The organism is Acinetobacter legionensis (assembly GCF_048551735.1).
Lineage (GTDB): Bacteria > Pseudomonadota > Gammaproteobacteria > Pseudomonadales > Moraxellaceae > Acinetobacter.
The window spans coordinates 66993-80560 of the sequence record NZ_JBIMBV010000013.1; the positions used below are offsets into that span (position 1 = coordinate 66993).

Below are 13568 nucleotides of genomic sequence, written 5' to 3' on the forward strand. Positions count from 1 at the left end.
GGCGACATAAATAAGAAGACAAAAGCCTCCTTATTTATTCAATCAAATTAGAAAGTCTTTCTTAAACTCAACCAGTACTGGTGATTATCACGGTCTTGCAACTGCTCTGGCGTATTTCCAATTGGAAAGGCAACTTCTGCATTGGCTTGAATATTCCACGCACTCGTCCAGTTCAAACCTAAACCTGCACTACTGATTTGAACTTGATTATCGCCTGTCACACCTGCCCAACGCTTAGCATTTAACGTGACTTCTGCTGTATCGATAAATACTTTCCCTGTTAGCTGATGCTTTGCATCGGCAAATAAACTTTGTCTCAGTTCTGCCGTGGCCAAATAACCTGTAGAGCCTGCAAATTGACTCGATTCATAACCACGAACATTAAATGGACCACCACCTAGATATTGCTCTGCACTGTCTAGATTATAAGGACTGTATTGTCCATAAACTCCCAAATAGCCTTGCGTGCCCTTATTGCTTAGGTTTTGTAAGCGTGACAGATTCAATGTAGCTGTATAGTAGTCTCCAGCTGTCTTCGCTGTTTGCGCATCTAAAGCAGCGGCATCATCGTTTTTAAATTTCACACGACCATAACTGGTTGAGGCACCATATTGGGTTAAGCCTCCACCCAAGAATTGATCGAACTGCGAGCCATCCAGTCGGGCAGTCACCACGTCAATATTTCGATGTTTGTAATATTGATTGAGCTGAATATCATCTTTCAGTTGTTTATGATCATATTGTAAGCTGAGAAGGACTTCTGCATTATTGGTCAGTAAGGCAGGTTGGCTAATGAATACGCTACTTTGTGCAGCACTCCCTTCTGCGCCAATGTTTTTTAGCTCTTTTCCAAGTTCATAATCTAGATAAGAATAACTTGCGCCTGCCCGAGTACCCATTCCTGTAAAGGTAAATGCATAACCCACGCGCCCGTAGTTCATGCGTTTGCCTGCAGTCATTACATCTAAACTCAGTTCATCGCCTAAGCCTGCAAGGTTGTTGGCAGAAATTCCAGCGGTTCCACGCACTTGACTGGTATAACGATTACCAAAGTTATCTGCGCCAATATAACCATTCAACATGCCTGCATTTTGTACTTCAACATTGAGTTGGCTACTTCCGACTGTTGCACCAGGGGTCAAAACATTTCGGGTATTGACCCCATTTAAACGATTGAGCAGTTTGAGTTGTTGTTGCATCTGGTCACTGTTGATCCGCTCACCTTGTTTAAGTGGTGCAACGGTTTGTTCAATTAGCCAGTTTTGCGTTCGACTTTGATTATCAATCTGGGTTTGATCATAATACGCTTCGAGTACATTGATACGTACTACACCCTGACTTAGATTCTGCTGAGGCAGATAAGCCCGACTATAGGCATAGCCCTGTTGCTGGTAGTAAGTGGTAATCTTTTGGGCTACTTGCCAAAGTTGCTGAAGACTCAATTGTTTACCTTCGGCATCCGCCACTAAGTGATGCAATTGCGCTGTGCTAAAACGACTATTTCCAGTGATTTCAATTTTGCGTACAGGAATTTGGATATCAGGTGAGTTAGGTACGTTATTGCTTGCTGAACTTTCTATCTGAACAGCAGCCTGTGGTTCAAGGCTTTGTCCTTGTTGCTGTTGTTGTAGCAGTTGACCCGCATTAGGTGCTGGCGCTGCATGGTTACTGCTGGTCAAAAGCATCAGACAAGCAGCCACAGATGTTGCCAAAATATTGTGTTGTTGTTTCATCAATTAGTGCTCCCCTGCCAAAATTTGAATACCTGCAGTGTTAACTCCACCTTGGCGTACATCTAAATCAACTGTATTTAAGACGTTATTGGTTTCAGGCAAATAACGCGGTCGTTTGAATTGTATGGCTTGTAAATACGCTGCAGGGGTTAACAGATAAATATCAGCTGTGGTCACAGCGGTGGTATCCACAAGTTTGTAGTTTTGAGCATCTAAGCCACCTAGACTTAAAGCTGTAATCGATACATTTTTTGCTTGCCCTGTGGTTGCACTGTCAAATTGTCCTATTGCTGTTGCAACGTTTAAATTATCCCCAGCGTAGATCCCGTTGAATTGTGCGTTGCTGAGATTAAGTTCAGCGGCAGTTAATCCATTATAAGTACGATTGTTGGCCGTAATTCCAGCAATGTTTTGAATATTGGCTTGGCGAATATCTGCCGTAGTTTGTGCAGTGTTATTCACCAACTCGTAGTTGTGTGCATCTGCACCACTTAAACTGACACCCTGAATCGAGACTTGTTTTGCTATACCCACATTTTTATCACCGAATTGTCCAGTTGCTGTTGCAACTTTCAATTCATCGCCTGCAACCATACCAGTGAATTGTGCTGATCCAGTATTTAATGTTGCGTTGGTGGTTGCATCATAAATACGATTATTGGCGCTAATGTCTGTCACTTGGTTAATTTTAGCTTTCGCAATATCCAATGCACCATTAACAAAAGTTAGCTCATAGTTTTTGTCTGCACCCGTTGCAGTATTGGCGTATTTGCCAGCATCTTTGCCGGTAACCGTTGCGCTTACACCAGATAATACAGATTCTGTCTCTCCATTGACTAAACCAGAAGCACTAAAACCAGCAGCAGTTTGATCTTTACCGTTATAGGTGGTTGATACACTATTGGCGGTCACAGTGGCTTTAGCTTTAGCAATATCTAATGAGCCATCAATAAAACTAAGATCATAGTTCTTGTCGAGACCTGTTGCAGTATTGGTGTATTTGCCAGCATCTTTAGCAGTCACCGTTGCTGAAACACCTGATAAGACCGATTCAGTTTCACCATTGACCAAACCTGTTGCACTAAAACCAATAGCCGTTTGGTCTTTACCGTTATAGACTGTATTTAAGCTATTGGCGGTCACAGTAGCTTTGGCTTTGGCGATATCTAATGAACCATCAACAAAACTTAACTCGTAGTTCTTGTCTAGACCCGTTGCACTATTGGTGTATTGGCCAGCATCTTTGCCGGTAACCGTTGCAGTTACACCTGACAATACCGATTCTGTTTCACCATTGACCAAACCTGTTGCAGTAAAGCCAGTAGCTGTTTGATCTTTACCATTATAAGTAGTTGATACACTATTGGCGGTCACAGTGGCTTTAGCTTTGGTGATATCCAAAGAGCCATCAACAAAGCTTAGTTCATAGTTTTTGTCTAGACCCGTTGCACTATTGGTATATTGACCTGCATCTTTAGCAGTCACAGTAGCTGAAACACCTGAGAGTACTGATTCAGTTTCACCATTGACCAAGCCTGTTGCAGTAAAGCCAGTAGCTGTTTGATCTTTACCATTATAAGTAGTTGATACACTATTGGCGGTCACAGTGGCTTTAGCCTTAGCAATATCTAATGAGCCATCAATAAAACTAAGATCATAGTTCTTATCTAGACCTGTGGCTGTATTGGCATAACTACCTGCATCTTTACCTGTGACAGTTGCTGAAACACCTGATAATACCGATTCAGTTTCACCGTTGACCAAACCTGTTGCAGTAAAGCCAGCAGCTGTTTGATCTTTGCCGTTATAAACCGTATTTAAACTATTGGCGGTGACAGTAGCTTTGGCTTTGGTGATATCCAATGAACCATCAACAAAACTTAACTCGTAGTTCTTGTCTAGACCCGTTGCGCTATTGGTGTATTGACCTGCATCTTTAGCAGTCACCGTTGCTGAAACACCTGAGAGTACCGATGTATCTTCCCCATTGACCAAGCCTGTTGCAGTAAAGCCAACAGCTGTTTGATCTTTACCGTTATAAACCGTATTTAAACTATTGGCGGTGACAGTGGCTTTAGCTTTGGCAATGTCTAATGAGCCATCAACAAAACTTAACTCGTAGTTTTTATCTAGACCCGTTGCGCTATTGGTGTATTGACCTGCATCTTTGGCAGTCACTGTTGCTGAAACACCTGATAAGACTGATTCAGTTTCACCATTGACCAAACCTGTCGCACTAAAGCCAACAGCTGTTTGATCTTTACCATTATAGGTAGTCGATACGCTATTGGCAGTTACTGTAGCTTTCGCTTTGGCAATATCTAATGAGCCATCAACAAAGCTTAGCTCGTAGTTCTTGTCTAGACCTGTTGCGCTATTAGTGTATTTGCCAGCATCTTTAGCAGTCACCGTGGCTGAAACACCTGATAAAATTGATTCAGTTTCACCATTCACTAAACCAGTAGCAGTAAAGCCAGCAGCTGTTTGATCTTTACCGTTATAAACCGTATTTAAACTATTGGCGGTTACCGTTGCTTTAGCTTTGGCGATATCTAATGAGCCATCAACAAAGCTAAGCTCGTAGTTCTTATCGAGACCCGTTGCAGTATTGGTGTATTTGCCAGCATCTTTAGCCGTCACCGTTGCTGAAACGCCTGACAATACCGATTCTGTTTCACCATTAACCAAACCTGTTGCACTAAAACCCGCAGCCGTTTGCTCTTTACCGTTATAGACCGTATTTAAACTATTGGCGGTTACAGTAGCTTTAGCTTTAGCAATATCTAATGAGCCATCAATAAGCGTCAGATCATAGTTCTTGTCTACACCTGTGGCTGTATTGGTGTATTGGCCTGCATCTTTAGCTGTCACCGTTGCTGAAACGCCTGAGAGTACTGATTCTGTTTCATCATTGACCAAACCTGTCGCAGTAAAGCCAGCAGCTGTTTGATCTTTACCATTATAGGTGGTTGTTACACTATTGGCGGTTACGGTGGCTTTAGCCTTGGCAATATCCAATGAGCCATCAACAAAGCTTAACTCGTAGTTTTTATCTATACCCGTTGCGGTATTGATGTATTGGCCTGCATCTTTGCCTGTGATAGTTGCATTTACACCTGAGAGTACTGATTCAATTTCACCATTGACCAAACCTGTTGCACTAAAACCAGTAGCAGTTTGATCTTTACCATTATAGGTAGTCGATACGCTATTGGCAGTTACTGTAGCTTTAGCTTTGGCAATATCCAAAGAGCCATCAATAAGCGTCAGATCATAGTTCTTGTCTACACCTGTTACTGTGTTGTTGTATTTGCCTGCATCTTTAGCAGTCACCGTTGCATTTACACCTGAGAGTACGGATTCAGTTTCACCATTGACTAAACCTGTCGCAGTAAAGCCAGCAGCTGTTTGATCTTTACCGTTATAAACCGTATTTAAACTATTGGCGGTGACAGTGGCTTTGGCTTTGGCAATATCTAATGAGCCATCAACAAAGCTTAGCTCGTAGTTCTTGTCTAGACCTGTTGCGGTATTGGTGTATTGGCCTGCATCTTTGCCTGTGACAGTTGCATTTACACCTGAGAGTACTGATTCTGTTTCACCATTGACTAAGCCTGTCGCACTAAAACCAACAGCTGTTTGCTCTTTACCGTTATAAACCGTATTTAAACTATTGGCGGTGACAGTGGCTTTAGCTTTGGCGATATCCAAAGAACCATCAATAAAACTTAACTCATAGTTCTTGTCTAGACCTGTTGCGCTATTAGTGTATTTGCCAGCATCTTTAGCAGTCACCGTGGCTGAAACACCTGATAAAATTGATTCAGTTTCACCATTGACTAAACCAGAAGCGCTAAAGCCAGCAGCCGTTTGATCTTTACCGTTATAGGTAGTCGATACACTATTAGCAGTTACGGTGGCTTTGGCTTTCGCAATATCTAATGAGCCATCAACAAAGCTTAGCTCATAGTTCTTATCTAGACCTGTTGCAGTATTGGTATATTGACCTGCATCTTTAGCAGTCACCGTTGCTGAAACACCTGACAATACCGATTCAGTTTCACCATTGACTAAGCCTGTCGCACTAAAACCAACAGCTGTTTGCTCTTTACCGTTATAAACCGTATTTAAACTATTGGCAGTAACAGTGGCTTTAGCTTTAGCAATATCTAATGAGCCATCAATAAGCGTCAGATCATAGTTCTTATCTACACCTGTTACTGTGTTGGTGTATTTGCCTACATCTTTGCCTGTGACAGTTGCCGAAACACTTGACAATACACTTGTAGTTTCACCATTGACCAAGCCTGTTGCACTAAAGCCAGCAGCTGTTTGATCTTTACCGTTATAAACCGTATTTAAACTATTGGCGGTTACGGTGGCTTTGGCCTTAGCAATATCCAAAGAGCCATCAATAAGCGTCAGATCATAGTTCTTGTCTACACCTGTTACTGTGTTGTTGTATTTGCCTGCATCTTTAGCATTCACCGTTGCGTTTACGCCTGATAATACTGATTCTGTTTCACCATTGACTAAGCCTTTCGCACTAAAGCCAGTAGCCGTTTGGTCTTTACCGTTATAAATGGTTGATACGCTATTGGCGGTGACAGTAGCTTTAGCTTTAGCAATATCTAATGAGCCATTAACAAAACTGAGCTCATAGTTTTTATCTATACCTGTTGCGGTATTGGTATATTGACCTGCATCTTTAGCAGTCACCGTGGCTGAAACACCTGACAATACCGATTCAGTTTCACCATTGACTAAGCCTGTCGCACTAAAACCAGCAGCCGTTTGATCTTTACCGTTATAGGTCGTTGTTACACTATTGGCTGTTACTGTCGCCTTAGCTTTGGCGATATCCAAAGAGCCATTAACAAAACTTAGCTCATAGTTCTTATCTGTACCTGTGGCTGTATTGGCATAACTACCGGCATCTTTACCTGTGACAGTTGCCGAAACACCTGACAATACAGTTGTAGTTTCGCCATTGACCAAGCCTGTTGCACTAAAGCCAACAGCCGTTTGATCTTTACCGTTATAGGTGGTTGATACGCTATTGGCGGTTACGGTGGCTTTCGCCTTAGCAATATCTAATGAGCCATCAATAAGTGTCAGATCATAGTTCTTGTCTGCACCTGTTACTGTGTTGGTGTATTTGCCTGCATCTTTAGCAGTCACTGTTGCAGTCACGCCTGACAATACAGTTGTAGTTTCGCCATTGACCAAGCCTGTTGCACTAAAGCCAGCAGCCGTTTGATCTTTACCGTTATAAACCGTATTTAAACTATTGGCCTTTACAATGGCTTGTGCTTTGTGAATTGTGGCACTTAAACCTATAGGCTGACTAAAAGTATAATTTCCTGCATCCGCACCTGTTAAGTTATAGCCTGTTACGATCACAGACCGGATTCCTGCATTCTTATCTGTAAATGTACCTATACCACTACCAGTCAATCCAACAAAATCTCCAGCAAATGGATTGATTGAAGCAGTACCATTTAAGGTCGCATAGAACAAGCCATCATACGTTTTATCTGCAACACTTATTCCATTAATGGTTAAAACTGCAGGCGTTATACTGGCTTTAAGATTTGTCGGCTGTAGCAAGTTGTAATTTAAAGCATCTGTTCCAGTCAGCGTATAACCCGACACAATCACATTTTTATTATTGCCCACATTTTTATCAGTAAATGATCCAAATCCAATACCCGAAAGTGTCACTGAATCACCTGACAGCACTGTCACTCCAGCAGTACCCGATAATGTTGCTACTTTTGATGTATCATAGACTTTGTCAGCAACGCTCAAGCCATTAATATTTAAATCTCTTTTCGCGATTGTTAATGAACCTGATCCACCATTTTCTTTATAAATTACATCATCGCCAAACTGTGTTGTATTTGCCGCGATTGGAACACCACTAATCAGGATTGAGCCATCATTTAAACTATAAATCCCTGCATTTTTACTGGTTGTTTTATAATTCAGTCCTGAAGCCAGAGTTCCAGAAGCTATTGATCCATCATAAATTTTGTCAGAAAAATTAGCGACAATTTCTGTAACCAAGGGTTTAAGGAAATGACGTAGTAACGGCGCAGATCTTCCTTCATAAATACGCCAGACTTTTCCTGTACCACCTGCATCATCAATATCCCAACCTGCAAAAGTAGAAATTTGCTGAAGTTCTGTTGTGGTTTTTCCTATACCACCCGCACTGCTTGTTCTTCCAGAAGTACTGGTGTTCCAGAAACTATTTGTGGTTGTACCATTACCACCACCAACGAGACCACCAACAAAAGTATTCCCAGTTACACTTCCAGAAGAATAATTTTTGTCAACACTTCCGCCATTGAAACCCACCAGTCCTCCAACATATTGATTTCCGATGACAGTACCTGTTGCATAAGAGTTATTGATTTGCCCTGATATTCCACCAACTAAACCACCAATATAATTATTTCCTGTCACTGCACCTGTTGCAAAAGAAGAACTTACAACTCCGTCACTATAACCAACCAAACCACCAATATAATTATTATTAGAATATTTTCCTTTTACAGTCACATTGGCATAAGAATTTAAGATATTTCCTGAATTATAGTTCCAACCCACCAATCCGCCATACTGCTCGGTATTACCTGTGACTAAGCCAGCATTGACATAAACATTATTAATCGTGCCAAGATTAAGCCCCACGATCCCACCTGTTTTTCCATAACCTGAATAACTTATATTATTCAGTCCAAGATTTTGTATAAGTGCATTCTGATGCGTAATCGCAAACAGTCCAATGCCCTGATACATAGAGTCAATACTTAATCCACTAATCGCATGACCTAATCCATCAAACCGTCCACGAAAAGCTTGTTGTGATAGATCCATTGGACTTAAAGTTGCATTATAAAAGCCAATTGGGTCGAATCCGGTATAGCCATTCCACTGCCATGTACTACTGGCATCTATGTCTGCACCCAACACATAATTACCACTCAGGTTACCGTTGATCCCTTGTAAATCTTGACTTGTAGTCGAACCCTGTGCGCCCAAAGCCGTAATGACTTGATAGTTAATGGTAGCAGCCGTTCCTTTTTGGGTACTAAAATTCTGCCCAGCCTTTAAGTTTATTTTTGCGCCAGTGTTAATATAGTAATTAGCATTGGTATTGGCTGTATTTTGTCCATATATCAAATTAAGTTTGCCACTGTTATTGGTCGCTGTGATGTTGGCATTAATGTTGATGTCATTTTGTGCATTTAAAGTCAGGCTGGTCGCACTCCCCCAAGTCACATCAGCATTCACATTGATATCACCCTTTTGGTTACCCGTAGAGCTAGTTAGCAATATGACATTACTGGTTGCAAGACTGCTTGCTAAAGTGGTTGCGCCTATGCCGCTACTACTTGCCGATGCATTACCTGAATTAATACTGAAATCGGTAGGGTCGATCAACCAGTTTCCGATTTTCCCGCCCTCAGAATGAGAGGACACTATCGTATTATTATTAATCTTTACTTTGGCTGCTGAAGTTTCAATAAACCCACCATCTTGACCATTTTTCCCTTCAGCTTTAAGCAGGCCACTGACATTTGTTTCACCATTTTGCATATCACCTAACAAAATGATTTCACCTTTGGCATTTTGGCTTAAGCGATTCGCTTCAATAATCCCACTATGATTGACCACGGCTTTACTTAAACTGTCTTTGGCTTTTGCAGTTAAATATACAGCGCCATTGTCGGCAAGAATTGCACCACCATTGTCCACCAAGCCTTTTAATACCCCTTGATCAACTTGGTACTGGGTCAGTGAACCATCCTGTAAAGCAAGAGTGACTTGACTGGCAGCAGTGAGATGAGTAACGCCATTCGGTGTCACAATAGAGCCGGTATTTTTAACATTGGGCGCAATCAGCGCAACAGTTCCACCTGATAAAGTTTGAATACTACCGTTATTTTCTATCGTTGCTGTGCTATTGGCATTGGCTTTTAAAGTATATTTTCCATTTTGAATATCCGCATCGTTCAAACTTAAAGTTGAAGCAACCAAACCACCAACATTCACTTGAGCTGTCTTAGAAAAAACCACACCATTTGGATTGAGTAAAAACACCTGCCCATTGGCATTTAAACGCCCCATAATCTGCGATGCATTGCTATCCAAAACCCGATTAATGGCTATAGATGACTGGTTTTGTTGATTAAAATTAACCGTTGCATCTTTACCAATATTAAAAGTATTCCAGTTGGTCGAAAGGTTTTGACTATTTTGATGAATATTTAAAACGTTGCCATTTTGGGAAATGTTGGCTGAACCTTGAGTGATATTGGCGCCTGTAGGCAGTTCAGTATTAGAAATTGCGGCATAAATCGATAACGGCAATAAAGCCAGCCCCAAAAAAGCCAATCGGATTAAATTTATCCCTGATGCTTTATGAACACCGCCCTTCAGTGCGTTTTTATGGTCTACAGTACTTTGTGAAGTATTATGATTTTTTGCCAATTCTGAAACTGCTTGCCAGCACCTAAGTTGTGAATTCCAAATAACTTTATAAATTTTGTTCATGATAATCCCCAAATCTACATTTTGATCAAATATCAATCATTAGATCAAATGGGGGAATATAGAGATATACCTGAAATTGGGTATTTTATATGTATAAGTTCACGTTTTAGATAAAAATAAAAACGCTGAATGAAATTATTCAGCGTTTATTGGAAAGAAAGCCCTATGCATCAGTTTTAAGCTAAACAAGCAATATAAAACCATGTTGCAATAAAAAAGCACCCGTAGGTGCTGATCTGCTTATTTTCAATCAAAAGGTTAGTAATTGTGGGTCAAACAAGTCTTTGATCATATCAGATTGCATTACCGCTATATCTTGCGCTGATAGATTTTCGACTTTATTGAAAGCAACCAATGCAGTACTTTTAGCATCATCGACAATGGCTGTAGTGCTTTGATCAATTGTTCGAGCAAGCACGTCATCAATTTGATTTGTAGTTAAATCATTGACAGAAGTATTTACCAACAATTCATCGACTGACATGGCCGTGCTGTCATGAGAATTAGTATTGTTGTCTGTCTTGATATTTTCAAGCACATCTTGCAGTACAGTGTTTATACTTGTACTGAGGGTAGTTGAACTGCCAGCAATAGGCTTATGATCTAAATCTGAAACATTTGAATGGAGCAACGAGAATTGATTTTCTATGGGTGATGATTGATCGAGTACTTGAGCCCTACTTTCTGATTCAGAATTTAAAATACCTAATCCAATAGCATCAGTACTTTTAGCTGAATCAATATTCGAATCAGCTAAATCAGCATGAAAAGCTGACGTTTCATCAAAAACTGCCATTTTTGTGGCGATTTCTATTACAGTAAATGTTCGTGCATCACTTACTAAACTGGTATTCCCTGCTTTATCCGTTTGTACAGTGGTAATACTGTGACTTCCCAGAGTTAAATCATAAGCAAAACTAAATGACCATTTACTATCTGCACCAACTGTGACCTTTCCTACCGCCTGATTATTGTCATAAATAATTAAAGTTGCTCCAACTTCTCCTGTTCCTGAAATCACAGGCCGCTTGTCATCTGTAGTCCCATTTGCTGCAACAGAACCTACAGTTGTCCCAACATCATCAACCACATCTGTGATTTTTGGACTTGCAGGCGCAGTTACATCTTTGGTTCCTGTTACAGATGTAAGCGCTGACTGATTTCCAGCTGCATCTGTTGCATATACACTACCGACTTTTGCTTCAGTCAATGCTGTCGAAAGCGTAACAGAATAATTTCCGTTTGCATCTGTTGTTGCTGTGCCTAATAATTTATTTGCACTGTCATAAACTGAAATTTTGGAATTTGCTTCAGCGGTACCCGTGATCACAGTTCCTTCAGCATTTAAATTGGCCACGGGTTTATCTGGTGCTAAAACATCTTGTCCAGCTTTAATTTCTACAGCACTCGACTTATTTCCTGCAGCATCTTCAATTATAATTTTGCCAGTCTTGCTTGCATCTAAAGCAGGAGAAATGGTGATATTGAATTTGCCATTGGCGTCTACAACACCTGTTGCAATCACCGTACCTGTTGAATCTTGAATGATCACTTTAGCATTTGCTTCTGCGGTTCCATGTATTGAAGATCCATCTTTAGATACATCAAACTTAGGTTGATCAGGTGCTATAGTATCTTTACCGACTTCAATATTATGTTTTTCTGATTTATTACCAGATGCATCAATCGCTTCGACTGTACCAATCTGGCCTGTGGTTAAAGCAGGAGAAATAGCAACAGAAAATTGTCCCTGTGCATTGGCTTTTGCAGTACCAATCAGTTGACCCGCTGGATCATGCACATTAATTATGGCATTCGCTTCTGCTTTACCAGTAACAATATTTCCTTGCTCATTTAACTGCCCCTGAGGCTCATTGGGTGCAATAGTATCTTTAGTACCCACAACCGAGGTATAGGTTGAAGCATTTCCAGCTTTGTCTTTTGCATTGATATAATAAGTATTATTGTTCAGCAAAGCCTCCGGCAGTGTCAATGAATAATTTCCATCTTTATCTACCACTGCTGTAGCAATCACTTTCTGGTTTTTATCAATTACATAAATAGTCGCACCCGCTTCAGCCGTACCCTTAATTTCAGTACCTTCTGGATTTAATGTTGCAGTCGGCGTTTTCGGTGCAATAATGTCAGTAACCCCCTTTGATTGATTACTTCCACCATCATCAATCAATGCCAAACCTAAACCAATTGCAGAAACAAGACCGACACCTGCTTTCACTGCGCTTGAAGAAAATAAATTTGAAAATGAAAACTCAGGTGTTGAATCTTCATAAGCAGAGATTTGTTGAACACCCGCAGTATTGGCACCTTCATAGAGTAAAGTGTCAAGTTTTTGCAAACCGCTATAGTCTGTAAAGTTTCCATTATCATCAAAGTGAGCAAGTGAGAAACTTCCATCCGCTTTAGGGAAAGTTAAAGAATGGGTTGTAGTTGCATTGGTTTGAAAAAATCCCTCTAAAACAATTTGCTCACCATTATTTAAACTAATAATCAGCTTATCACCTAATCGCTCTAGTGTTTTCACATCTTGTTGTGTGACACCAATTTGAATAATAGCAGGTTGATTTAAACTGACTGTTTTTGCTTGAGAATCCTGTAGTAATATTTTGTCTTGTTTTGCAGCGACGACTATTCTTGTCATTTATACCTTCTATTGATTTAAAATGTATTTTTTGAAAATTATACAGAAGGTATTTATATATACAAACGACTTAAACTAATTTCTGAATTATTTATAAAAATATAAAATTCAGATACTTAAAAAAGTAAGATAGCGCACAAAATCTTATTTAAACAATAAATATCCAGCATTCTTACTTTTGAAATATAACTTCACTATTTAGCAAATCGCTTGGACAAATTGTGGTGCAGTATCCAAAATTTCAAACCAAGCAGCTTTGTTATCGGTAAATGCATGTGAAACAATCTTGCCTTGAACAGGCTCATTTACAATACCTACACGTAATCTAACTACTTCTGGTAAGTCTAGACGCGCACTAAATAATGGGGATGCACATCTTTTACAGAACGTTCGTTTTTTATTTTCAGTGGCATAATATTCTTGAAATAGTGCCTGTCCTTGAACAATCTCTAAATCTTGAGTCTGAATAGGAGCAATCGCCACAAATGCAGTGCCTTGAGCTTTTTGGCATTGCTGACAATGACAAACAAATATTTGAGGGATTTCACTATGAATTTTCAGTTGAATACCACCACAAAGACAAGAAGCTGTATACATTTTTATTCCTTTAT

Annotated in this window: 4 protein-coding genes; all 4 read right to left on the bottom strand. The window is 40.2% G+C overall.

Annotated elements, in window-relative coordinates:
* Nucleotides 1–47 precede the first annotated feature (47 nt).
* The 4 genes from ACG9ZL_RS12970 to ACG9ZL_RS12985 all read right to left on the bottom strand — a co-directional run bounded on the left by ACG9ZL_RS12970 (nucleotide 48) and on the right by ACG9ZL_RS12985 (nucleotide 13554).
* Nucleotides 48–1733: a ShlB/FhaC/HecB family hemolysin secretion/activation protein gene (locus ACG9ZL_RS12970; RefSeq protein WP_419360328.1), complete on the bottom strand. Its 1686-nt coding sequence runs from the start codon at nucleotides 1731–1733 to the stop codon at nucleotides 48–50.
* 3 nt (nucleotides 1734–1736) lie between these two features.
* Entirely contained in the window at nucleotides 1737–10298 is an 8562-nt protein-coding gene (locus ACG9ZL_RS12975; protein WP_419360330.1) for an MBG domain-containing protein, read from the bottom strand.
* Nucleotides 10299–10548: 250 nt separating this feature from the next.
* Nucleotides 10549–12957, bottom strand: a complete 2409-nt coding sequence (blp2, locus tag ACG9ZL_RS12980; RefSeq protein ID WP_419360332.1) for an Ig-like repeat protein Blp2 — start codon at nucleotides 12955–12957, stop codon at nucleotides 10549–10551.
* A 198-nt stretch (nucleotides 12958–13155) separates the two neighbouring features.
* Nucleotides 13156–13554, bottom strand: a complete 399-nt coding sequence (locus tag ACG9ZL_RS12985; RefSeq protein ID WP_419328840.1) for a GFA family protein — start codon at nucleotides 13552–13554, stop codon at nucleotides 13156–13158.
* Between the last annotated feature and the right edge of the window lie 14 nt (nucleotides 13555–13568).

What these genes read in the sequence shown, in the direction of transcription:
- ACG9ZL_RS12985 (WP_419328840.1), bottom strand. Translation starts at nt 13,554, where the DNA reads ATGTATACAGCTTCTTGTCTTTGTGGTGGTATTCAACTGAAAATTCAT.
- blp2 (WP_419360332.1), bottom strand. Translation starts at nt 12,957, where the DNA reads ATGACAAGAATAGTCGTCGCTGCAAAACAAGACAAAATATTACTACAG.
- ACG9ZL_RS12975 (WP_419360330.1), bottom strand. Translation starts at nt 10,298, where the DNA reads ATGAACAAAATTTATAAAGTTATTTGGAATTCACAACTTAGGTGCTGG.
- ACG9ZL_RS12970 (WP_419360328.1), bottom strand. Translation starts at nt 1,733, where the DNA reads ATGAAACAACAACACAATATTTTGGCAACATCTGTGGCTGCTTGTCTG.